This is a genomic window from Bradyrhizobium huanghuaihaiense (assembly GCF_025200885.1).
Lineage (GTDB): Bacteria > Pseudomonadota > Alphaproteobacteria > Rhizobiales > Xanthobacteraceae > Bradyrhizobium > Bradyrhizobium huanghuaihaiense.
In genome coordinates this window covers 5,216,507-5,238,361 of sequence record NZ_CP104172.1, presented here as the reverse complement: position 1 = coordinate 5,238,361, position 21,855 = coordinate 5,216,507, and the positions used below count along the sequence as shown (strand labels likewise).

General features: G+C 64.9%; 19 protein-coding genes and 1 pseudogene. 8 read left to right on the top strand and 12 right to left on the bottom strand.

The window, feature by feature from the left end; genetic code table 11:
* The first annotated feature begins 7 nt into the window (after positions 1-7).
* The 3 genes from N2603_RS25145 (at position 8) to N2603_RS25135 (ending at position 2,356) form a co-directional block, all read left to right on the top strand.
* On the top strand, positions 8-571 hold the full coding sequence (locus N2603_RS25145; RefSeq protein ID WP_260384257.1) for a cysteine hydrolase: 564 nt from the start codon (positions 8-10) through the stop codon (positions 569-571).
* A gap of 30 nt (positions 572-601) precedes the next feature.
* On the top strand, positions 602-772 hold the full coding sequence (locus tag N2603_RS25140; RefSeq protein ID WP_018645423.1) for a hypothetical protein: 171 nt from the start codon (positions 602-604) through the stop codon (positions 770-772).
* A gap of 201 nt (positions 773-973) precedes the next feature.
* Complete coding sequence (locus N2603_RS25135; protein ID WP_260384256.1) at positions 974-2,356, top strand: aspartate aminotransferase family protein; 1,383 nt, start codon at positions 974-976, stop codon at positions 2,354-2,356.
* Positions 2,357-2,559: 203 nt separating this feature from the next.
* Here N2603_RS25135 and rnd read toward each other — a convergent pair whose 3' ends face one another.
* The 5 genes from rnd to N2603_RS25110 form a co-directional block, all read right to left on the bottom strand.
* Positions 2,560-3,708 (bottom strand): ribonuclease D, encoded by a 1,149-nt coding sequence (rnd, locus tag N2603_RS25130; protein WP_260384255.1) that lies wholly within the window; start codon positions 3,706-3,708, stop codon positions 2,560-2,562.
* A gap of 473 nt (positions 3,709-4,181) precedes the next feature.
* Entirely contained in the window at positions 4,182-5,516 is a 1,335-nt protein-coding gene (locus N2603_RS25125; protein WP_260384254.1) for an ABC transporter substrate-binding protein, read from the bottom strand.
* 11 nt (positions 5,517-5,527) lie between these two features.
* Complete coding sequence (locus N2603_RS25120; protein WP_260384253.1) at positions 5,528-6,397, bottom strand: carbohydrate ABC transporter permease; 870 nt, start codon at positions 6,395-6,397, stop codon at positions 5,528-5,530.
* On the bottom strand, positions 6,394-7,344 hold the full coding sequence (locus N2603_RS25115; protein WP_260384252.1) for a carbohydrate ABC transporter permease: 951 nt from the start codon (positions 7,342-7,344) through the stop codon (positions 6,394-6,396). Before N2603_RS25115 ends, N2603_RS25120 begins: the two co-directional genes overlap by 4 nt.
* A 1-nt stretch (position 7,345) precedes the next feature.
* A complete protein-coding gene (locus N2603_RS25110) occupies positions 7,346-8,197 on the bottom strand; it encodes a phosphodiesterase (protein WP_260384251.1) in 852 nt (283 codons plus the stop codon).
* Between the two features lie 190 nt (positions 8,198-8,387).
* Between N2603_RS25110 and N2603_RS25105 the strand changes: the two are divergent.
* Positions 8,388-8,691, top strand: a pseudogene (locus tag N2603_RS25105) (transposase).
* 143 nt (positions 8,692-8,834) lie between these two features.
* Here the strand turns inward: N2603_RS25105 and N2603_RS25100 are convergent.
* Positions 8,835-10,307 (bottom strand): protein adenylyltransferase SelO, encoded by a 1,473-nt coding sequence (locus tag N2603_RS25100; protein WP_260424249.1) that lies wholly within the window; start codon positions 10,305-10,307, stop codon positions 8,835-8,837.
* A 196-nt stretch (positions 10,308-10,503) separates the two neighbouring features.
* Here N2603_RS25100 and aspS point away from each other — a divergent pair, with 196 nt between their 5' ends.
* Positions 10,504-12,276, top strand: a complete 1,773-nt coding sequence (aspS, locus tag N2603_RS25095; protein WP_260384250.1) for an aspartate--tRNA ligase — start codon at positions 10,504-10,506, stop codon at positions 12,274-12,276.
* A gap of 306 nt (positions 12,277-12,582) precedes the next feature.
* Here the strand turns inward: aspS and N2603_RS44760 are convergent, their stop codons facing one another.
* Both N2603_RS44760 and N2603_RS25090 read right to left on the bottom strand, forming a co-directional pair.
* The gene (locus N2603_RS44760) at positions 12,583-12,864 is read right to left on the bottom strand and encodes a hypothetical protein (RefSeq protein WP_311740474.1); all 282 of its coding nucleotides are present in this window, start codon (positions 12,862-12,864) and stop codon (positions 12,583-12,585) included.
* The gene (locus tag N2603_RS25090) at positions 12,827-14,356 is read right to left on the bottom strand and encodes a hypothetical protein (RefSeq protein WP_311740473.1); all 1,530 of its coding nucleotides are present in this window, start codon (positions 14,354-14,356) and stop codon (positions 12,827-12,829) included. The genes N2603_RS44760 and N2603_RS25090 overlap by 38 nt, the downstream gene beginning before the upstream one ends.
* A gap of 51 nt (positions 14,357-14,407) precedes the next feature.
* Between N2603_RS25090 and N2603_RS25085 the strand changes: the two genes are divergently transcribed.
* The 3 genes from N2603_RS25085 to N2603_RS25075 all read left to right on the top strand — a co-directional run bounded on the left by N2603_RS25085 (position 14,408) and on the right by N2603_RS25075 (position 17,741).
* Complete coding sequence (locus N2603_RS25085; RefSeq protein WP_260424446.1) at positions 14,408-14,776, top strand: hypothetical protein; 369 nt, start codon at positions 14,408-14,410, stop codon at positions 14,774-14,776.
* 27 nt (positions 14,777-14,803) lie between these two features.
* Positions 14,804-17,116 (top strand): NADP-dependent malic enzyme, encoded by a 2,313-nt coding sequence (locus N2603_RS25080; RefSeq protein WP_018645434.1) that lies wholly within the window; start codon positions 14,804-14,806, stop codon positions 17,114-17,116.
* Between the two features lie 172 nt (positions 17,117-17,288).
* Positions 17,289-17,741, top strand: a complete 453-nt coding sequence (locus N2603_RS25075) for a DoxX family membrane protein (RefSeq protein ID WP_018645435.1) — start codon at positions 17,289-17,291, stop codon at positions 17,739-17,741.
* A gap of 69 nt (positions 17,742-17,810) precedes the next feature.
* On the opposite strand, the gene N2603_RS25070 is transcribed toward N2603_RS25075, so the two are convergent.
* The 4 genes from N2603_RS25070 to N2603_RS25055 all read right to left on the bottom strand — a co-directional run bounded on the left by N2603_RS25070 (position 17,811) and on the right by N2603_RS25055 (position 21,826).
* Positions 17,811-18,365 carry a dihydrofolate reductase family protein gene (locus N2603_RS25070; protein ID WP_260384249.1) on the bottom strand — a complete coding sequence of 185 codons (555 nt, stop codon included), beginning with the start codon at positions 18,363-18,365 and terminating at the stop codon, positions 17,811-17,813.
* Positions 18,366-18,374: 9 nt separating this feature from the next.
* Positions 18,375-19,400 carry a polysaccharide deacetylase family protein gene (locus N2603_RS25065; RefSeq protein WP_260384248.1) on the bottom strand — a complete coding sequence of 342 codons (1,026 nt, stop codon included), beginning with the start codon at positions 19,398-19,400 and terminating at the stop codon, positions 18,375-18,377.
* Between the two features lie 165 nt (positions 19,401-19,565).
* Entirely contained in the window at positions 19,566-20,135 is a 570-nt protein-coding gene (locus N2603_RS25060; protein WP_260384247.1) for a glutathione peroxidase, read from the bottom strand.
* Positions 20,136-20,215: 80 nt separating this feature from the next.
* Positions 20,216-21,826 carry a L,D-transpeptidase family protein gene (locus N2603_RS25055; protein WP_260384246.1) on the bottom strand — a complete coding sequence of 537 codons (1,611 nt, stop codon included), beginning with the start codon at positions 21,824-21,826 and terminating at the stop codon, positions 20,216-20,218.
* Between the last annotated feature and the right edge of the window lie 29 nt (positions 21,827-21,855).

Below are 21,855 nucleotides of genomic sequence, written 5' to 3'. Positions count from 1 at the left end.
CAAGACAATGCTGGCCTCCATCACCGACGACCCGCCGATCCTGGTCTGTGCGGATCTCCAGGTCGAATATCTGACCCCCGGGCGGCGCCACGTCATCCTCGACGGCGAGGCGGCCACCATGCGCTGCCTGGAACTCCTGGCGCTATGGCGCGACAAGCTCTGGCCCGTGATGCATCTGAAGCGCATCGCCCAGGCCGCCTGGTTCAATCCGGCATCGAGGCTGACCGATTGGATCGCCGAGGCGAAGCCGCGGCCGGGCGAGATGACGTTCGAGCATCCGCTGCCCTCGGGCTACAGCTCGTCGCGGTTTGTGGACTACATGTCCAATATCCGCAATGCCCGCTGCGTGCTGGTCGGCTTCTCGCTGGACGAAACCATCCTGGCCACCGCTGTCGACGGGTTTCACCGCAGCCATCGCTACCAGGTGGTGGCCGACGCCGTGGCCTGCCGGCAGCCGGGCATGGGCGATGCCGCCGCCTATAAGCAGGCGGTGGTTAATGTTGTCGGAAATTTTGCTACAATCCAGTCCAGCGCCGAACTGATCAAAACCAGCGGCGCCGTTGCGGTGTAGGCGGCCGCGGTCGGCGGGTGGGGTGGGACATTGTCACGGGGAGAAGAGCTCAAGGAGCTGGCGAGCGAGCTGTCGCGCGCAGCCGAGAGGGCGCGCCGCATCGGCTTGCCCACGACGGTCTATCTGCTTTCGATGGCGATCGTCGAGGTGAGGGAGGCCGCTGTCGCGGCCGACGAGGGCGATGACGACAGCGCGGCCTGAGAACTGCCAAGTCTGAGCTACAAGTCTGCAAGCCACAAGTCTGCAAGCTACCCGTGTGCGGCTTTCTGCAACGCTGCTGAGCGCTTGCTGCCGACGAATTGGCGTTGCAAGTTTTCCCTCGTCGCAATAGCCAAGTCATTCGATCATCACGTGACGAAGCTGGCCGCGCCCGGCGACGCGACTATTCGAAGGATTTCGCAAATGTCCATGCTGCCCAATTCGCAAGAGGCCCGGGATGTAGCCTACCAGCTCCATCCCTACACCAACGCGCGCACCCATCAGCAGGCCGGTCCCCTGGTGATCGAACGCGGCGAGGGGCCTTACGTGTTCGACGCGGCGGGCAAGCGCTATTTCGAGGCGATGGCGGGCCTGTGGAGCGTCGGGCTCGGCTTCAATGAGAAGCGTCTGGTCGAGGCGGCGCACAAGCAGATGCAGGCGCTGCCGTTCTATCACACGTTCTCCGCCAAATCGCACGGACCCTCGATCGATCTCGCCGAGAAGCTGGTCGCGCTCGCGCCTGTGCCGATGAGCAAGGTGTTCTTCACCAATTCCGGCTCGGAAGCCAACGACACCGTGCTGAAGCTGATCGCCTATCGTTCCAACGCGCTCGGCCAGCCCCAGCGCAAGAAGATCATCAGCCGCCTGCGCGCCTATCACGGCGTCACCATCGCGTCCGCCAGCCTCACGGGCCTGCCGAACAACCACCGCTCGTTCGACCTGCCGCTGCCGAACATCCTGCACACGGGCTCGCCGCATTTCTACAAGGACGGCGCGCCCGGCGAGAGCGAGGAGGCGTTCGCCACGCGCCGGGCCGAGGAGCTCGATGCGCTGATCCAGAAGGAAGGCCCGGACACGATCGCCGCGTTCTTTGGCGAGCCGGTGATGGGAGCGGGCGGCGTCATCGTGCCGCCGGCGACCTATTGGGACAAGATCCAGGCGGTCCTGAAGAAGTACGACATTCTGCTGGTCGCCGACGAGGTGATCTGCGGCTTCGGCCGCACCGGCAAGATGTTCGGCTGCGAGACCTATGGCATCAAGCCCGACGCAATTGTGGTCTCCAAGCAGATCACCTCGAGCTATTTCCCGCTGTCGGCGATCATGATGAACGACCGCATGTTCGAGCCGATCGCGGACGAGAGCAACAAGATCGGCGTGCTCGGCCACGGTTTCACCGCGGGCGGCCATCCGGTCGGCTCGGCGATCGCGCTCGAGAACCTCAAGATCATCGAGGAGCGCGGCCTGGTCGCGCATGCCGCCGAGCTCGGCGGCTACATGCAGGGCAAGCTGCGTGAGCTCACCAGCCACCCGCTGGTCGGCGAGGTCCGCGGCGTCGGCATGATCGCAGCGCTCGAGCTCGTGCTCGACAAGAGCCGCAAGACCGCGGCGGCAACGCCCGGCGCGGTCGGCGGCATCGCCAGCCGCATGCTGCAGGAACGCGGCGTGATCTCCCGGAACATGCTGGATGCCATCGCCATCTGTCCGCCGCTGATCACGACCAAGGCGCAAATCGACGATCTGGTCGCCGCGATCGCGGGCGTGCTGAATGACATGAAGGCGGAAGTGGCGAAGCTGACGCCGGCGTAGGGCTGATCTCGTCAGCTTTGGACGAAGCGATACGCCATAAATTCGGTGTCGTCCCGGCGAAGGCCGGGACCCATACCGCGTGATCTATCGAGGTCGGGTAGTCGTCGTACCGATGAACAAGTAACCCCCAGTCTTCGCCAAACCACTCCCTGTGGTTATGGGTCCCGGCCTGCGCCGGGACGACGTTGGGGAGGGGTTACGGCCTACGCCCGCTGCACCCCGATCACGCGGCCTTTCTCGATCGCCAGCGCGAGCTCGCCGCGCTTGAGCTTCAAGGCGGCCTCGCCGAACAGCTCGCGGCGCCAGCCGCGCAAGGCGGGCACATCGGCTTCGTCACTGGCCGCGATCTCTTCGAGGTCGTCGACCGTCGCGATCACCTTGCTCGCCACGGCATGGCGTTCGGCGGTCATGCGCAGCAAGACCTTCAACAGCTCGACGATGGCCGCGCCGTTGGAATTGTTGCGCGGCTTCTCCAGCTTCGGCAGCGTCGCGAAATCCCGCGCCAGCCCGCGCTCGACCGCGGCCACGATGTCCGTGCCCCATTTCGACTTCTCGAAGCCTTTCGGCACCGAGCGCAGATGGGCGAGCTTTTCCAGCGTGTTCGGCGCGTGGGTTGCGATGTCGGTGATCGCCTCGTCGCGCAGCACGCGGCCGCGCGGCACGTCACGGCTCTGCGCTTCCTGCTCGCGCCAGGCGGCGACCTCCATCAGGACGGCGAGGTCCTTCGGCTTGCGCACGCGCGTCTTCAGCCGCTCCCAGGCGCGCTCGGGGTGGAAATCGTAGGTCCTGGGCGAGGTCAGGATCTCCATCTCGATCGAGACCCATTCGCTGCGGCGACGCTTCTTCAGGTCGGCATCGAGCGCGGCGAAGACGTCGCGCAAGTGCGTGACGTCGGAGACCGCGTAGTGCATCTGCTCCTTGGTCAGCGGCCGGCGTGACCAGTCGGTGAAGCGGTGGGTCTTGTCCGGGCGGTGGCCGGTGACCTTCTCGACCAGCTGGTCGTAGGCGATGCTGTCGCCGTAGCCGAGCACCATCGCGGCGACCTGGGTGTCGAACACCGGGTGCGGGATGATGTTGGCCTGATGCCAGATGATCTCGATGTCCTGCCGGGCGGCGTGGAAGACCTTCAGCACGCCCTCATTGGCCATCAGCTCGAAGAACGGCTTGAGGTCGATGCCGGGGGCGAGGGCGTCAATGACCACGGCTTCCTCGGCGCTGGCCATCTGCACCACGCATAGCAGCGGGTAATAGGTGGTTTCGCGCAGGAACTCGGTATCGACGGTAATGACGGGGTGCTTGGCCAGCCGGCTGCAGGCAGCCGCGAGGTCAGCGGTGGTGGTAATCAAATCCATGAACGGCCCATGACACTTGACATCAGCCGTTCTGCCGAAAGTGCTGTGATGTCAAGGGCCTTGGAGTGAATTCGAGCCTTGCATCGGGCCGGAATCGCCTCTTTCCGACGAAATTCCTATTCGTAGCGGATCCGGTGCGAGGATTTGCGGGCGCAGGGCAGTGCCACCACGACCACGCACATGGCAACCAGGGCCAGTCCCAGGAACTCGAAAACCAACAGATCCACGGCGAAATCTCCAGAAACATTGATAGATTTGTCGGGGGTGCGTTTAGGGTCTGTTAATTGCGATGGTTACCGCCGGCGGGGCGGGCCGGATGGTGGACGGGGAGTTAATGGAGGACGCGGTGCGTAGGGTGGATTAGCCGAAGGCGTAATCCACCACTGTTCATATCCGAGGACGCAGAAGAGGTGGATTACGCCCGCGGACTGCGCTTTCGCGCAGCCGCAGGCTAATCCACCCTACGAAGCCCCTTACGGCAGCTTCAGCGAGGTCTCCGCGTTGTACGGCTTTAGCGTCTCGTCCGCGGCCTTCTGGGCGGCGGCGAGGGCCTCCTTCGGCTGCTTCTTGCCGTTGAGGACCAGCATGACCTCGTCCTCGAGGTTCTTGCGAACCGGGACGGTCTTGTACGTGGCGAACCAGGGCTTTGCGACGTCGAGCTGCTCGACGGCGGTCTTGGCGTCCGGGTTCTTGTTCAGGAAGTCGACCATCTCGGGCGTCTTGTAGGCGGCCATGTTGGGCGCGAAGTAGCCGGTGGCGCGGCTCCACCAGCCGCTCTTCTCGGGTGAGGTCATCCACTTGATCAGCGTCCAGGCGGCCTTCTGCTTGTCGGCTTCCTGGCCGGCCGGAACGATCAGCGAGGCGCCGCCGATCGGCACGGCGTTGCGGACGTTGCGCGGGATGAAGGCCACCTTGTAGGCGAACTTGGCGTTGTCGCGCACATAGGTCAGCGAGCCCGTCGACAGCATCATCATCGCGGCGTTGCCGGAGATGAAGGAGGTGCTGACGGCAGGGCCGGGCGTGGCGCCGGGCGGATGCACCTTGTGCTTGGTCACGAGGTCGTTCCACCAGGAGAGCGCGCCGAGCATCGAGGGCGTGTCGTAATAGACCTCGCCGCCGAACTCCTCGTTGTAGTAGCGCCCGCCATTGCTCATGGTGAGCGTTTCCATCATCCAGCCGCAATAGTCGTAGGCGCAGGGGATCGCGATGCCCCATTGGGTCACCTTGTCACCCTCGCGCTTGGTGAGCTTCTTGGCCCAGTCGGTGAGCTCGGCCCAGGTCTGCGGCGGCTTGCTCGGATCAAGGCCGGCTTCCTTGGCCTTGTCGGCATTGATGTAGAGCAGCGGCGTCGAATTGTGGAAGGGCACGCCGTAGACCGAGCGGTTGATCACCGCATTGCCCTGCAGCGCCGGGAAGAACTGGCCGAGGAACTGGTCCTTGGTGGTGCCGTCGGCGGCGATCAGGGGATCGAGATTGGTGAGCTCGTTCTCGATCTGCATGTCGAGCAGGAAGTTCGCCGACATGATCACGGCGGCGGGCGGCTTGCCGGCCTTGATCGACGCGCGCGTCTTGATCAGCGTGTCGTCATAGGAGCCGGTGTAGACCGCGGTTGCCTTGATCGCGGGATGGCTCTCGTTGAACTCCTTGATCAAGCTGCCCATGTCGCGGGCAAGCTTGCCGTCGACGGGAACGGGAAAGAACAAATCGATCTCGGTCGGACCTTCGCCGGCGAGCGCCGGGAAGGTGAGGGCGCCTGCCATAGAGCCTGCCATGGCAAGACCCAGCATGAGCCTGCGGGAGAACAGCATCGGAAAATCTCCTATTTGATGCCTGAGGTGACGAAAGAGCTGATGAAGCGCTTCTGGAAGATCAGGAAGGTGACGAGCAGCGGCGCGATCACCATGAGCGTGCCCGCGGCGATGGTGCCCCAGGCCTGGGTGCCTTCGGCGGTCTTGGTGAACACCGAGAGGCCGACCGTGAGCGGCCGCTTGTCGGGCGAATTGATCACCATCAGCGGCCACAGGAAGTCGTTCCAGTGGCTGGTCACGGAGATGATGGCGAAGGCGGAGAAGCTCGGCATCGACAGCGGCACGTAGATGTGACGGATGCGCTGGAACAGGCTGGCACCGTCGATCAGCGCTGCGTCTTCCAGCTCGGTCGGGATCGCCTCGAACGCCTGGCGCATCAGGAAGGTGCCGAAGGCCGAAGCGAAGAACGGCATCATCACGCCGGTGAGCGTGTCGTAGAGGCCGAGCTGTGCCACCAGTTTCAGGTTCGGCACGATCAGCAGCACCGGCACCAGCATCAGCTGCATCAGGAACAGGTAGAAGATCAGCGTCTTGCCGGCGAAGCTCAGGCGGGCGAAGGCAAAGCCAGCCAGCGTGATCGTGAAGAACTGCACCAGGAGGATGCCGGTGCAGATGATCGTGGTGTTGAGGGTGTAGCGCGGGAAATCGCCGATCTCCCAGGCATCCCTGATATTGTCGAGCGTGGGCTTCAGGCTCGGCATCAGCTCGGCCATGGCGTTGATGCCGTCCGAGGCGGGGCGCAGCGTTGCCACGACCATCCACAGGAAAGGGATCAGCCAGACGATCGCGAGCAGCACGGTCAGGAGGAAGCCGAGCTTGGGCGTGATCTCGCCGCGGGTGGCGAGCGGTGCGTCCTTCCACATCGCATCGAACAGCTTCATGGCCCGCCCTCCCGGTTCGCCATGGTGCGGAAGGACAGTGCGGTGAGGCCCATCAGCGCGGCGAGCGTCAGCAGCGTCGCCGCCGAGGCCTTGCCGACGTCGTAGTGCTCGACCGCCTGCTGGTAGATGTAGAACAGCACGAGATTGGTCGAGTTGGACGGCCCGCCCTGGGTCATGACGAAGACGTGGTCGACCTGCGTCACCGCGTTGAGGATCGCGATGACGGTGACGAACAGGAAGGTGGGCTTGAGCTCCGGCAGGATGATGTGGCGAAACCGCTGATAAGGCCCCGCGCCGTCGAGATGCGCCGCCTCCATCACATCCTCGGGCACGGCCTGGAGGCCGGCGAGGAAGAACAGCATGTAATAGCCGGCGTTCTTCCAGATCGTGATGATCATGATCGCGTAGAGCGCGATGTCGGGATCGCCGAGCCAGTTCGGCAGCACCGGCAGCAGCCGGCCGATGTAATAATCGAGCAGGCCGACATTCGGCAGGAAGATGAACAGGAACAGCGCGGACGCCGCGACCATCGGGATCAGCACCGGCAGGAACAAAGCGGCGCGCAGCGCGCTGTTCACGGCATGGGTACGTGACAGCGCCAGCGCAAACAACAGCGCAAGTCCGATGCTCGGCACCGCTGTGCCGATTGCGTAAATCAAATTGTTGACGACGGCGCCGATGAAGGCGGGGTCGGCGAGCACCGCGCTGATATTGTCGAGGCCGACGAAACGCACCGGCGCCTTGGGCGTGGCGCGCTGATAGAGCGCGTCGATGAGGACGCGCCCCATCGCGCCATAGGTGAACAGCGCGAGGAAGACCAGCGAGGGCAACAGCAGAAAATAGGCAGGCAGCGAGGCTTTGAGGCGGCTCGAAAACCGCTTCAGGACGTGCAGACGCGGTGCCGCCGACGTCGCGACCGGGAGTGCCGCGCGTTCAGCGAGGCTCATCTCATCGCGCCGGGAAATTGAGCGCATAGTCGCGGCCGTCCACTCCTGCCGGTGGCTCGAAGGGGAAGCGCAGACTCTGGTCGAGGAAGTCGTGGCTGTGCACGACCAGGTTCTCCTGGTTGATCAGCGCGACGCCATAGGCCGGCGGCTCGTGGCTGGCGAGGTGGTCGGTGGCCGCAGCGTCAAGCTCGAACCAGACCTGGTGGTTGGTGCCGCGCAGCGTCGAGAACGGGATCTTGCCGTAGCTGCCGAAGATCGGCCGGTGCACATGGCCGAAGAAGAGATGGCGGATGCGTGAGCGATAAGGCGCGATGACTTCCGCGAATTCGGCGCTCTGCGCCAATGCGATCTCGTCCATCGCATGGACGCCGACCGGGAAGGGCGGATGGTGCATGAACACCACGAATTGCTGGTCCGCCGGCGCTGCAGCCAGCGTGCTCGCGAGCCAGCCGAGGCGCCTCTCGCACATCTCGCCGGCGTGGCTGGTCTCGTCCAGCGTGTCCAGGAACACGAACAGACCGTGCTCGGTGGTGCGCGTGCCCTGCACGAAGCCGTTGGCATCGCGCGGCGCGGCTTTCAGGCTGTCGAGACAGGCGACGCGCTTGTCGTGATTGCCGACCATGGCGATGTACGGAATTTTCAGCGCCGCCATCGCCTCGGCGAAATTGGCGTAGGATTCAGGCTCGCCCCAATGGGTGAGGTCGCCGGTCACCACCGCAAACGCAGCATCGGACTGGTGCTTGTTGATGTCGGCGATCGCCGCATCCAGCCGGGCGCGCGGATCGAGCCCATAGAGCTTCAGCCCGGGGTTCGCGAGATGCGTGTCGGTGATGTGGATGAACTTGAAGGGCATGGGGCGCTTTGTCGGGACGGTTGGAGGATGGGCGCCTCCGGCAAGACGGCCCTGCCAGCCCGTTAGAGCGCGTGTGTTTCAGTTTGATGACAGCGGTTCCCGTGTCCACAACGGCCAAGGCCGTAGGGTGGATTAGCCGAAGGCGTAATCCACCACTGTGAGCCAACTTCAAGTTGTGCTACGATAGTTCATGCCTGACTACCGTCGCGCATTCGTTCCCGGAGGATGCTGGTTCTTCACGGTGAATCTGCTTGATCGGCGGAAATCTCTTTTGACCGACGAGATCGAGAGCTTGCGGGACGCAGTCGGCGCAACGCGCCGGAGCTATCCCTTCGAGATCGATGCTTTCGTACAATCCCGTCAAACACGGGCACGTCTCGAAAATGCGTGATTGGCCTTATTCGTCGTTTCATCGCGATGTCCGCGCGGGGTTATTTCCGGAGGATTGGGGCGGTGACCCCAAGATCGCAGGCGAATTCGGTGAGCGGACGTGACGCCAGTGTCGGTCTGTAGGGTGGATTAGCGAAGCGTAATCCACCTCTTTACTTTCCGCTTGCTGAGAGGAGTGGTGGATTACGCCAGCGGACTGCGCTTCGCGCAGCCGCGGGCTAATCCACCCTACGCACCGAGCTTGTCGCTACGTCCCGCAGAACGTCTGCAGCACCCGCTGGTCCGGCAGCGGCGGATCGGCGTAGGCCGCATAGTCCGGCTGGTCCTCGTATGGCTTGGCCAGCACCTTCACCAATTCTTCGAACGGCGCGTAGTCGTCATCGTTCACCGCGGCCTGGATCACGGCTTCGACGCGGTGGTTGCGCGGGATGAGGATCGGGTTGACGGCGTGCATGGCGGCCTGCCGCTCGGCCGCGCTCTGCGGCTCCAGCGCGATACGCGCGCGCCAGCGGCCGGCCCATTCGTCGAAGGCTGCGGGCTCCATGAACTGCGCGCGGACGTCGGCGCCGTCATCGCCCGCGGCCTCGCCAAGCTTGCGGAAGGTGAGGGTGAAGTCGGCCTGGTTCTTGGCCATGGCGTCGAGCAGGTCCTGGATCAGCGCTTCGTCGCCGTCGTGCTCCGCGAACAGGCCGACCTTTTTGCGAAGACCCGCCTGATAGGCCGAGCTGAATGTTTCGGCGAAGGCGCCGAGAATGTCCTGGGCTTCGGCGACCGCCTTCTCCTGATCGTCGGAGAACAGCGGCAGCAGGCATTCGGCGAGGCGCGTCAGATTCCACAAGCCGATGCGCGGCTGGTTGGCATAGGCGTAGCGGCCCATCTCGTCGATCGAGGAAAACACCTGCGCGGGATTGTAGGCGTCCATGAACGCGCAGGGGCCGTAATCGATGGTCTCACCGGAGATGGAGCTGTTGTCGGTGTTCATCACGCCATGGATGAAGCCGACCAGCAGCCAGCGCGCGACGAGGTCGGCCTGGCGTGCAACGACGGCAGCGAGCAGGTCGTGATAGGGCCGCTTCGCGTGGAGCAGTTCCGGATAGTGGCGGGCAATGACGTGGTCGGCGAGCCGGCGGATCGCCTCGGTGTCGCGGCGGACCGCGAAGAACTGGAAGGTGCCGACGCGGATGTGGCTGGAGGCGATGCGGGTCAGCACCGCGCCGGGCAGCGCGGTCTCGCGGATGACGTGCTCGCCGGTGACAACGGCGGCGAGCGAGCGCGTGGTCGGGATGCCCAGCGCATACATCGCTTCGCTGACGATGTATTCGCGCAGCACCGGCCCGAGCGCCGCGCGGCCGTCGCCGCGGCGGGAGAACGGGGTGGGGCCAGATCCCTTGAGCTGGATGTCGCGGCGGATGCCGTCCCTGTCGATGACCTCGCCGAGCAGGATCGCCCGGCCGTCGCCGAGCTGGGGCACGAATTGCCCGAACTGATGGCCGGCATAGGCCATGGCGATCGGGTCGGCCCCGGCGGGAACCGTCTTGCCGGCAAGGATCTCGGCGCCTTCGGGGGTCTCCAGCAGGTCGGGATCGAGCCCGAGCTGGACCGCCAGCGGCCGGTTGAGCTTGATCAGCCGGGGCGCGGCCACGGGGGTCGGCGCGACGCGGGCAAAGAAGCTGTCCGGCAGCGCCGAATACGAGTTCTGGAAGGGGAAATGGACCGTCATGGCCTCAAGATAGGGCTGGAACGCCTGATGGCAAAGGCTCGGGCCCTGATCGGCCAAAAATGGGCCTTCCGGGCCCAAAACAGCCCGTTCCCTTGGTTGCCGCCTCGGGCCTCGTCGGGTAAACCCTGCCGCAACTTCGGACCGGTCGTTTCAGGCCGTCCGATTCGCTTCCTCCGACATTGATTTTGGGACGACCATGCATCGCTACCGGTCACATACATGCGGCGCGCTCCGCGAGAGCAACATCGGCGAGACCATCCGCCTGTCGGGCTGGGTCCATCGCGTTCGCGACCATGGCGGCGTGCTGTTCATCGACCTGCGCGACCATTACGGCCTGACCCAGTGCGTGGTCGACCCGGACTCGCCGGCGTTCTCGCTGGCCGAAAAGCTGCGCTCGGAATTCGTGGTCAAGATGGACGGCAAGGTCCGCCGCCGCCCCGAGGGCACCGACAATGACGATCTGCCGACCGGCAAGGTCGAGGTCTATGTCAGCGAGATCGAGGTGCTGGGCCCGGCCGGCGACCTGCCGCTGCCGGTGTTCGGCGACCAGGAATACCCCGAAGACATCCGCCTGAAGTACCGCTTCCTGGACCTGCGTCGCGAGAAGCTGCACCAGAACATCATGACGCGCGTCGAGATCATCAAGTCGATGCGCCGGCGCATGGAGGGGCAGGGCTTCTTCGAGTTCAACACGCCGATCCTGACCGCGTCCTCGCCCGAGGGCGCGCGCGACTTCCTGGTGCCCTCGCGCATCCATCCCGGCAAGTTCTACGCGCTGCCGCAGGCGCCGCAGCAGTACAAGCAGCTGCTGATGATGTCCGGCTTCGACCGCTACTTCCAGATCGCGCCCTGCTTCCGCGACGAGGACCCGCGTGCCGACCGTCTGCCCGGCGAGTTCTACCAGCTCGACGTCGAGATGAGCTTTGTCACGCAGGAAGACGTCTTTGCGGCCATGGAGCCCGTCATCACCGGCGTGTTCGAGGAGTTCGCCAAGGGCAAGCCGGTGAGCAAGAACTGGCGCCGCATTCCGTTTGCCGAGGCGCTGCGCAAGTACGGCAGCGACAAGCCGGATTTGCGCAACCCCATCGAGATGCAGGACGTCTCCGAACACTTCCGCGGAAGCGGCTTCAAGGTGTTCGCGCGCATGCTCGAAGATCCCAAGAACCAGGTCTGGGCGATCCCGGCCGCGGGCGGCGGCAGCCGCGCGTTCTGCGACCGCATGAACTCGTGGGCGCAAGGCGAGGGCCAGCCCGGCCTCGGCTACATCATGTGGCGCGAGGGCGGCGAGGGCGCAGGTCCCCTCGCGAACAACATCGGACCTGAGCGCACCGCTGCGATCCGCGCGCAACTCGGCGTGAAGGAAGGCGATGCCGCCTTCTTCGTCGCCGGCGATCCCGACAAGTTCTGGAAGTTCTCCGGCCTTGCCCGCAACAAGGTCGGCGAGGAATTGAACCTCACCGACAAGGAGCGGTTCGAGCTCGCCTGGATCGTCGACTTCCCGATGTACGAGTACAACGAGGACGACAAGAAGGTCGACTTCTCGCACAACCCGTTCTCGATGCCGCAGGGCGGGCTCGATGCGCTGAAGGGCCAGGACCCGCTGACCATCAAGGCGTTCCAGTACGACATCACCTGCAACGGCTACGAGATCGCCTCGGGCGGCATCCGCAACCACGTGCCGGAAGCGATGGTGAAGGCGTTCGAGATCGCAGGCTACGGCGAGCAGGAAGTGGTCGACCGCTTCGGCGGCATGTACCGCGCGTTCCAGTACGGCGCGCCGCCGCATGGCGGCATGGCCGCGGGCGTCGACCGCATCGTGATGCTGCTCTGCGGCACCACGAATCTGCGCGAGATTTCGCTGTTCCCGATGAACCAGCAGGCCATGGACCTCCTGATGGGAGCGCCGTCGGAAGCCACCGCCAAGCAGCTCCGCGAGCTGCATGTGCGGGTGAACCTGCCCCAGAAGTAAACGCGCGGCGAGTTGCCCGTGCCCCGGACGCAGCGCAGCGCTACTTCAGCAGTGCGCTGCTGAGCCGGGGCCCATGTCTCGGGATCAGTTCTCTCCACATCGTCATTGCGAGCGCAGCGAAGCAATCCAGAATCTTTCCGCGGAGGGACTCTGGATTGCTTCGCTGCGCTCGCAATGACGGGGAGGGATTTCGCTGAATCCGTAGCCCGGATGGAGCGCAGCGTAATCCGGGGCGTCTCGTGCGCGGACGGAATTGTCCCGGATTGCGCTGCGCTCCATCCGGGCTACGAGGCCGCCACCGCGTGCCTACAGCCCCGTCGACGCCTCGATCCTGAATTGCGCGAGCGCAACGATCGGCTCGTGGTTCAGGACATCCATCAGCTGAAGCACCGGGAGCTTGCCGAACGGCGTCAGCTTGATGCTCAGCGTTTGCCCTGAGGTCTCGACGAAGCCGGCGAGTGCATCGACCGCGACCTTGGCATCGAGATTGGAGGCCGCGATCTTCTCGCCCTGTGCGCGGATCATCGCGACGAGGGCGCTGCGTGCGGCATCACGGCTGACATTCTGAACGCGCGCGAACTGGGCCACGACCAGATCGACAACGCCGCGGTCGCGCAAGGACAGCTCGATCGCACCGGTCTCGATCTGCGCCAACTGACCCATCGCCTCCAGGGGATCGGTCGTGGTGAAGAGGTCGCGCGGCACCTTGGCGAGCGCCAAGCTCGCCTGCGCCCGGGCGAGGTTGCCGAGATCGATGGTGGCCGGCGCGAGCGCGAAGGCTCCCGAGGATTCCGTCCAGGCCGCACCGAGATCGAGGTCGATCGCAAGCTTGTCCACACCCGCCATGGATCAGCGGCTGCAGCGCCGGATTGGCGGGATCGGTCGGCGTGACCATCTTCACGACCAGATTGGCCTTGCTCGGGATCGACCCGACCAGCTGGCCCCAGTTCAGGCTGATCCTGTCGATGGTGAAGAGCTGCCGCGTGTTCTTATAGGGCGAGATCACGCCCTTGATCTCGGCGCCTTCGAGCACCCGGAACAGTCCCAGCATCTGATCGGGCGAGGGAGGCTGTCCGGGATTGGCGAGGCCGGCCGCCCAGCGGATCAGATCGACCATTTTGAACGATTTGAGCGCGAAGCGCTCTACCCTCAACTGGCCCTGAGGTGTCGGCGCATCAAGGCCTTCCAGGGCGAATTCAGTCTGGTCGTATCTTACGGCCCTGAGCCTTGCCGTCCCTTGTGGCGTCTCGACCGACTGCTTGCCAATTTCGATCTTGCCAATCTGAAGACCTTCAAGGAAGTCGGCGATCTTCACCATCGAGTCGCGCGACTGCGCCGGCGTCAGGATCGCGTGGTCTGCCGGCACCAACGCCATGATTTCAGCCAGGCGGAATTTTGATGGCCGGATCGCAATATCGTCGACGATGATGCTGTCGGTCTGCACGCGCACGCCCGGCGCCGCCGTCACTGTATAGGAATCGGCCGAGAGGCGCCGGTAGATCCTGTGGAAGCTGTCGTCACCGGACTGTTGCGGATCAAGTGCGACCGCGACGGCGCTTGCGTCGAAATCGTAGGCCGCCACGCCGGACAGCTCGCCGGTCATCTTCGCAGGCTTGCTCGGCTGGGTCAGGTCGAGTGTATAGGTGATGCGATCTGTCTTCGCCGTTTCGACCTTGCCGCGATTGATGTTCTGAATCACCAGACCCGAATAGACGAAATCTCCATTGCCCGCTTTGCCGGTGCCGGCATCGACGTTGACGGTGATGGTCGGGGCCATGATCGAGGACGCCGAGACCGTCGCGTATTGCAGCAGCGCGAACCGGTACATGTCGATCAACGAGCCGGACAGCGGAGCGCTGTTGGCCGCACGGGTCGGACCGGTAAAGTTGCGAGCTGTAATCTGGGGAATCTTGTAGGTCGCCTTCACCTTGGTCCGATCGGTGTAGGTGATGGCGACTTCGACACCTCCCAGCTCGATGCTGTCAGCCGAGAAACGATCCTCGTCTGCCTGACGTACCCCAAGCGCAGTCACCTTTGCGATCTTGAGGAGAGCCAGCTCCGGCTGGCCGGGCTCGATCACGACATCCTCGATCGTGAGCGCCCGAGTCGCGAACTCGAACCCGATCTTGCCATGGCCCGCCTTGCCGCCGCCCGAGCGCATCCGCTCGAACGCCGCCTCGACCTCGTTCGTCGCCCGATGCTGGACGTAGACATTGAAGCCGAACCATCCGCCCGCGGCGAGCACGGCTGCCACGATCAGGCCGATCAGGATGCGCTTCATTCCCAGCTCCAGTTGCCCGTTTTGCACTGCGCAACCTGCCATATTCGCGAAACGCCGCCCGGTCCAGGGAAAGCTACGGTTTTCAATTATTTGACCGCGCGCCCTGTTGATGGGGGCGCAATCCGATGTTGCCACCGGGGCGCCGGCCGTGCTTCATCCCGTTTCCACGACCCGGAAATACCCTCCGCTTGGACGATTGCTCCGGATCGTGCATTTTGAGGCCGGTAACGCGAGGCGAGACACCGCATGTCGTCCTATTCCGATGATCTCCACCAGGCGGCGCTCGCCTACCATCGTCTGCCGCGCCCCGGAAAGCTCGAGATCCAGGCAAGCAAGCCGCTTGCCAACCAGCGCGACCTCGCGCTTGCCTATTCCCCGGGCGTTGCCGCCGCCTGCACCGAGATCGCCAAGAACCCGGCGGAAGCCGCGACCCTGACCACCCGCGCCAATCTGGTCGCCGTGGTCTCGAACGGCACCGCGGTGCTCGGCCTCGGCAATATCGGCCCGCTGGCCTCCAAGCCGGTGATGGAGGGCAAGGCCGTCCTGTTCAAGAAATTCGCCGGCATCGACGTGTTCGACATCGAGATCGCCGCCGACACCATCGACCGCGTGGTCGAGACGGTGGCGGCGCTCGAGCCGACCTTCGGCGGCATCAATCTGGAAGACATCCGTGGACCGGAATGCTTCGAGATCGAGGCGCGCCTGAAGGAGCGCATGAAGATCCCGGTCTTCCATGACGACCAGCACGGCACCGCGATCATCGTCGCCGCCGCCATCACCAACGGCCTCCGCCTGAACGGCAAGAAGCTGTCGGACGTCAAGATCGTGGCGTCGGGGGCAGGGGCCGCGGCCATCGCCACGCTCAATCTGCTCGTGTCGATGGGCGCGCAGCGCAAGAACATCTGGGTCTGCGACATCGACGGTCTCGTGCACGAGGGCCGCAACACCTCGATGGACCGCTGGAAGGCGGTCTATGCGCAGAAGACCGACAAGCGCACGCTCGGCGACGTCATCGGCGGCGCCGACATCTTCATCGGCCTGTCGGCACCGGGCGTGCTCAAGCCGGAGATGGCGCAGGCGATGGGCGAGAAGCCGCTGATCATGGCGCTTGCGAACCCGACCCCGGAGATCATGCCGGAGGAGGCGCGCAAGGTGCGCCCCGACGCCATGATCTGCACCGGCCGCTCCGACTATCCGAACCAGGTCAACAACGTCCTGTGCTTCCCCTTCATCTTCCGCGGTGCGCTCGACGTCGGCGCCAGCGCCATCAATGAGGAGATGAAGCACGCCGCGGTCGAAGCCATCGCGCAGCTCGCGCGCGAGGCGCCGTCCGATGCCGTCTCCCAGAGCAGCCTCGACACCGGCGAGACGGGCGGCTTCGGTCCCGGCTCGCTGATCCCCAGCCCCTTTGATCCACGGTTAATTCTACGTATTGCGCCGGCGGTAGCGAAGGCGGCGATGGAGTCCGGCGTCGCGACGCGCCCCATCACCAATTTCGACGAGTATCGCGCGCTGCTCGAGCGCTTCGCCTTCCGCTCCGGCCTCGTCATGAAGCCGATGTTCGCGAAGGCCAAGACCCAGCCGGTGCGCGTGATCTATGCCGAAGGCGAGGACGAGCGCGTGCTGCGCGCCACGCAGGTGGTGCTGGAGGAGAAGTTGGCGACGCCGATCCTGGTCGGCCGTCCATCGGTGGTGGAGGCGCGCATCAAGCGCTTCGGCCTGTCGATCAAGGCAGGCAAGGATTTCGACCTCGTCAATCCCGAGGACGATCCGCGCTATCGTTCCTACGTGCAGTCCTATGTCGAGGTCGCCGGCCGCCGCGGCGTGACGCCGGATGCGGCGCGCACGGTGGTGCGCACCAACAACACGGTCATCGCCGCGCTCGCGGTGACGCGCGGGGAGGCGGATGCGATGCTCTGCGGCGTCGAGGGCCGCTACATGAGCCATCTGCGCCATGTCCGCGAGATCGTCGGCTTCTCGCCGGGGATCAGCGACTACGCCGCGCTGGCGCTGCTGATCACCAGCAAGGGCGCATTCTTCATCGCCGACACGCAGGTCCGCCCCAATCCGAGCGCGGAGGAGCTCGCCGAGATCGCCTCGCTGGCGGCGGTCCACGTCCAGCGCTTCAACATCAAGCCGAAGATCGCCTTCGTCTCGCATTCGGATTTCGGCAGCTACGACACCGAATCCTCGCGCAAGATGCGCCGCGCGACCCAGCTCTTGAAGGATAAGCATCCGGAGATCGAGGCCGATGGCGAGATGCAGGGCGACACCGCGCTCTCCGCCGCTGCGCGCCGCATGGTCCTGCCGCACTCCAAGCTCGAGGGTGAGGCCAACATCATGATCATGCCGACGCTGGACACCGCCAACGTCGCCTACCAGATGATCAAGTCGCTGGCGGACGCGCTTCCGGTCGGCCCGATCCTGGTCGGCCCGGCGCGCCCGGCGCACATTCTCACGCCGTCGGTGACCGCGCGCGGCATCCTCAACATGACCGCGGTTGCGGTCGTCGAAGCGCAGGAACGCGCGGCCCGGCAGCAGCCGACGCTGTTTACGTAAGTGCGGTGGTGCAATCCCTTCTCCCCTTGTACAGGGGGAGAAGGGGGACCGCACGCGTGGCGCGCTTTTGAATTGCTCGCAGTTCGTCATTTCCCCGTTTGAAAACCGCAGACGGACTCTTCATAATCCTGGGAAGCGACCCGCGCTTAGCGTTTTTGCCAAGAGGCCGATCATGCCAGCGTTCGTGACTTTCGGGCGGATCCTGTTCGCCGTGCTGTTCATCTACACGGGCGCCACCAAGCTCTTTGCCATCCAGGCGACCGCCGATTTCATCGCGACAAAGGTCGTGGTGCCCGACATCGTCGCGCCCTACGCCAAGCAGATCGAGACGGCGACTGCCATGACGACACCGCAGCTGCTGGCGATCGCGGTGGGCGGGCTCGAGGTCATCGCGGGCCTGATGATCGCGCTGAACTTCGGCGCGCGCTTCTTTGCGATGCTGCTGATCATCTACGTCGCGGTCGCAACCGTCCTGTTCTACGATTTCTGGAACCAGGTGCCGCCCGACAATGCCAAGATGCTGGTCGATGCGCTCAAGAATCTCTCGATCATCGGCGCGCTCTGCATGATCATCGGCTACGGCCGCACCACGCGTCCGGCCGAGGCGGCCTACGGGGACGTGTAGGGGCTGCGCTCATAGGGGGCTCTCCGGGGACACAAAAGAGGTGGATTACGCCAGCGGACTAGCCGCGGGCTAATCCACCCTGCGCCATGGCGTGACGGTCACGTCATGCGCGGCATCGAGCAGGTAGGGCGCGCCCGGCTTCATCCCGTGGGAGGCCAGCACCTGGTGCGGCGTCCGCTCGGGCACGCCGACAAAACAGCCTTCGCCGCCGGGAAGTCGCACATGGGGGGCTTCCGACAGCCAGAACGTGTCGTAGCGGTCCATGAACATGTCGAACACGACGGGGCCGCCGATGATCGCGACGGTGCCGGAGGCGACGTCGGCAAAGGCGCAGGCCTCCGCGAAGCTCGCGTGCTCCGGATTCCACAGCGTCGCGTTCGGCATCTCCGGATCGACGGTGAGCGCGCTGATCTTGCGGGTCAGGATCAGGCGCTTGCGCTTCGGCGAATTCGGCTGCTGCTCGTGCGAGCGTCGGCCGTGCACGATCAGCGCGGCGCGATCGAGCGCCTGCTCGAAGAACAGCTTGTCACCTTCGAATTTCAACGTCTCGGGCATGATGTGCGACGGATCGGCAAGCATGCCGTCCGCGGAGACGATGACGTAGCCTTCGATACGGAAAGACAATTGCGACGGCTATTCGGAAACGGTCGTCACCACGGAATTGACCGGGCGCTGGCTCACAGTCGGCAGCTTGACGTCCTTGAGCAGCTCCTGGTCGTATTCGGGCAGCGTCGATGCCGGGAATTTCGCGCGCATCGCCACCACCTTGTAGCCGCCGGCCTTCAGGCGCTTGAGCAGCTCGGGCAGGGCTTCGGCGGTGTGCTTCTGGAAGTCGTGCATCAGGACGATGCCCTTGCCCTTGGCGTCGAGCTTCTTCATCACGGTCTCGACCACCTTCTCGGGCTTGGAGGCCTTGAAGTCGAAGGAGTCGATGTCGCAGGAGAAGATCGCGGTGTTGCGGTTGCCGAGATAGGTGACCATCTCCGGCGGATGCTGGAGCGCCGGGAAGCGGAAGAACGGCGAGGGCGAGATGCCGCCGAGCGCCCACTTCACCGCGGAAAGACCCTTCTCGATCTCTTCCTTGCGCTGCGCTTCGGTGAGCTTCTTGTTGTTGAGGTTGGCGTGCGACCAGGTGTGGGTGCCGACCGTGTGGCCGGCAGCATAGACCTGCTTCAGGATCTCCGGCTCGTAGGTCGCGTGCTTGCCGATCGAGAAGAAGATGCCGGTGGTGCATTCATCGGCGAGCGCCTTCAGCACGGCGGGCGTGTTCTTCGGCCAGGGGCCGTCGTCGAAGGTCAGCACCACCTCCTTGTCACGCAGGAAGTCGAGCTCCTTGAAGTGCTCGAACCCGAAGCCTGGACCGCCGGTGGTGTCGATCTCGACCGTGCGGGCGACGCCGAGCGCGCCTTGCGTGTTGCAGGCCGCGCGCGCCGGCTGCGGCGCCTGTTTCGGCGGGGGTGGATTGACGACGCCTGCCGGCGCGGCGGCTGCTGCGGGTGCAGCTGCCGGAGCCGCAGCGGGCGCTGCGGCGGCCGGTGCTGCCGCCGGTGCGGCTTGGGTGGCGGCGGCGGGCTTGGCGGCCGGCGTCTGCGACCATGCCGCGCCCGTCATCGCTAGAGACATCGCGCTTGCCAAAATCAGTCCTGCCGCCACGCGCATGATGTTGTCCTCGAGATTGATCCCGTTGTTCCGCCGTGGCTTTTCACCTCCGGCCAAACCTTCCCGCCCCAAACGATCCTAGCCTAGATGGTGGGCCCTCGCCATTGCAACGGCTGTTTGGCATCCCGCCACAATTGTGCCCAACCCGATTGGGCCCGCGTCGTGTCAGCTGGCGGCCAGCGACTTGGCGACCGCCGTTTTGACCCGCGTGTCCGTCGGCTCGACCGCGGAGGGAAACACCTCCGCGATATAGCCGTCGCGGCCGATCAGGTATTTGTGGAAGTTCCAGCGCGGAACTTCCCGCGGGCGCGCCTCGGCCGCCCATTTGTAGAACGGATGCGCCTTCGCGCCGATCACCACGGCCTTGGCCGCGATCGGGAAGGTAACGCCGTATTGGTGGTGCGCGGTCTCCGTGATCTCGCCAGCGCCGCCGGGCTCCTGGCTGCCGAAATCGTTGGAGGGGACGCCGATCACGGTGAGCCCGCGCTCGCGAAACTCGCCCCAGAGCTCCTGCAAGCCCGCATATTGCGGGGTGTAGCCGCAGAGCGAGGCGGTATTGACCACCAGCAGCGGTTTGCCCGTGAAGGCGGCAAGACGGATGTCGTCGCCGGACAGGGCCGGGAAGGTGAAGGCATAGGCCGATATCCGGCTCATGCCGCCCTCGGCGTAGGCGCGCGTCATCGGCGCGGCTGCACCTGCAAGCGCCGCGATGAGCAGTGTCCTGCGATTCATCATGACGGCGTCCCCCGAAATGATCCGGGACGGATGTTACTCCACCGGCACAATCGGACCGCTCAACACCGCGTTATCTCTTGCTAGTACAGGCGGACGATGAAATCGGTGCCTTCGCCGGTCTCGCCCTGGTTGATGCCCTGGTCGGAGACGATGATCGAGCCGCCGGAGGTCAGCATCTCGTTGATCTTCGCCATGGTGTCGGCGGGGACCGAGATGCGGTCGAGCGCCTCAGTCGGGCTGTCCGGCGTCACCACCGGCTTTGCGGCGACGGGGATCAATGCGGCGCCACCCTTGCGGCGCGCAACACGGCCGTCATCCTCGCGTGCGGCGGAGCGAGCGGTGACGGGCAGCGACACGACCGACCAATGCAGCGCATTGGAATCGGCCTTGTCGATTTCGGCGGTGAAGACATGCGTGCCGAGCGGCCGGTCGCTCGCGGCGATCGTGACCGGTACCTCGAACAGCGGCGCAAAATTCTGTCGAACGTAGAGCTTGGAATCCTTGCGGCTGATGAAGACGGCGATCTGGCCGGCCCGCTTGGGGGTATCAGGCTTCGCGACCGGCGCGGGCTCGGCGAGGCGGGTCTCGTCCTTCTTCGCATCCGGCGCAGGCGACGTGGCCGTGACGGCGGCATCGGGCTTCTTGGCGGGCTCGGCAGCTTCAGTCTTCGCCGTCTCGGACTTTGCCGCTTCTGACTTTGGCGTGTCAGACTTTGGCGTGTCGCTCTTGGCAGCCTCGACCTTGTCGTCGGTCGCCGCCGGAGCCTTGGGCGCTTCCGCGGTCTCGGCGGTCTTCGTCTCGGACGTCGCCTCGGCCTTAACCGCCGTCGCATCCGCTTCCGCGCGGGCAGGTGCATTGCCCGTTGTGATGTCCGACATGACAGTGTGGCCGACCGACGAGCGCAGCTCCAGCACCGCATCGGCGCTGGCCGTCTTGGTCTCGAGCGGCTTGGCTTCGGTGACCTTGGCGGCCGCGCCCTTGTCGGCCTTGTCGCCGGCATTGGTCTGCGGCTCCAGGCTGGCCGCGGGCTGCGGCGGAACGCGCAACGAGGCGAGCAGCGGATGCTGGAAGCTGTGCGGCGTCATCTCGGCGGGCGAGACGATGACGCGCGCACCCATCTTGGTCCAGTTCCACATCTTCACCGCGAACGCCATCGGCATGCGGATACAGCCGTGCGAGGCGGGATAGCCCGGCAGCACGCCGGCATGCATGGCAACGCCGGACCAGGTGATCCGCTGCATGTACGGCATCGGCGCGCCGCTATAGATGTTGGAGTGGTGGAATTTGTGCTTCTGGATGACGCTGAAGACACCCATCGGCGTCGAATGGCCCTTCATGCCGGTCGACACCGGAGATTCCGCGAACACGCCGTTGGTGTCGTAGACCGTCACCTTCTGCCGGTCGATCGAGACGACGATAACGAGGGGACCTTGCGGCTTGCTGCCGGCTTCCTTCTCGGCGACGATCGCTTTCTTGCCCGCGGCGCCGCGCTTCTGCGGCGGCTTCTGGCGCGGAATGTCGGGATGCCGATCCTGCCGGGCGTAATAGGACCCGTCGGAATAATCCGTCCAATAGTAAAACGCTGCGTCAGCCTGGCTTGCCGTACCGATCGCACCCGCCGCCGCCAAAATGGCGACCTGCCAAATCCGCGCTGGCTTGGCAGCAAAACCGGACACGCTCACGCTGTTCATCCTCGAATCCATAATTCAAATCATTAGTC

Bases quoted from the DNA above. Each gene is read 5' to 3' on its own strand.
- N2603_RS25145 (WP_260384257.1), top strand. From the start codon at position 8: ATGCTGGCCTCCATCACCGACGACCCGCCGATCCTGGTCTGTGCGGAT.
- N2603_RS25135 (WP_260384256.1), top strand. From the start codon at position 974: ATGTCCATGCTGCCCAATTCGCAAGAGGCCCGGGATGTAGCCTACCAG.
- rnd (WP_260384255.1), bottom strand. From the start codon at position 3,708: ATGGATTTGATTACCACCACCGCTGACCTCGCGGCTGCCTGCAGCCGG.
- N2603_RS25125 (WP_260384254.1), bottom strand. From the start codon at position 5,516: ATGCTGTTCTCCCGCAGGCTCATGCTGGGTCTTGCCATGGCAGGCTCT.
- N2603_RS25120 (WP_260384253.1), bottom strand. From the start codon at position 6,397: ATGAAGCTGTTCGATGCGATGTGGAAGGACGCACCGCTCGCCACCCGC.
- N2603_RS25115 (WP_260384252.1), bottom strand. From the start codon at position 7,344: ATGAGCCTCGCTGAACGCGCGGCACTCCCGGTCGCGACGTCGGCGGCA.
- N2603_RS25110 (WP_260384251.1), bottom strand. From the start codon at position 8,197: ATGCCCTTCAAGTTCATCCACATCACCGACACGCATCTCGCGAACCCC.
- N2603_RS25100 (WP_260424249.1), bottom strand. From the start codon at position 10,307: ATGACGGTCCATTTCCCCTTCCAGAACTCGTATTCGGCGCTGCCGGAC.
- aspS (WP_260384250.1), top strand. From the start codon at position 10,504: ATGCATCGCTACCGGTCACATACATGCGGCGCGCTCCGCGAGAGCAAC.
- N2603_RS25085 (WP_260424446.1), top strand. From the start codon at position 14,408: ATGGCCCGCCTTGCCGCCGCCCGAGCGCATCCGCTCGAACGCCGCCTC.
- N2603_RS25080 (WP_018645434.1), top strand. From the start codon at position 14,804: ATGTCGTCCTATTCCGATGATCTCCACCAGGCGGCGCTCGCCTACCAT.
- N2603_RS25075 (WP_018645435.1), top strand. From the start codon at position 17,289: ATGCCAGCGTTCGTGACTTTCGGGCGGATCCTGTTCGCCGTGCTGTTC.
- N2603_RS25065 (WP_260384248.1), bottom strand. From the start codon at position 19,400: ATGCGCGTGGCGGCAGGACTGATTTTGGCAAGCGCGATGTCTCTAGCG.
- N2603_RS25060 (WP_260384247.1), bottom strand. From the start codon at position 20,135: ATGATGAATCGCAGGACACTGCTCATCGCGGCGCTTGCAGGTGCAGCC.
- N2603_RS25055 (WP_260384246.1), bottom strand. From the start codon at position 21,826: ATGAACAGCGTGAGCGTGTCCGGTTTTGCTGCCAAGCCAGCGCGGATT.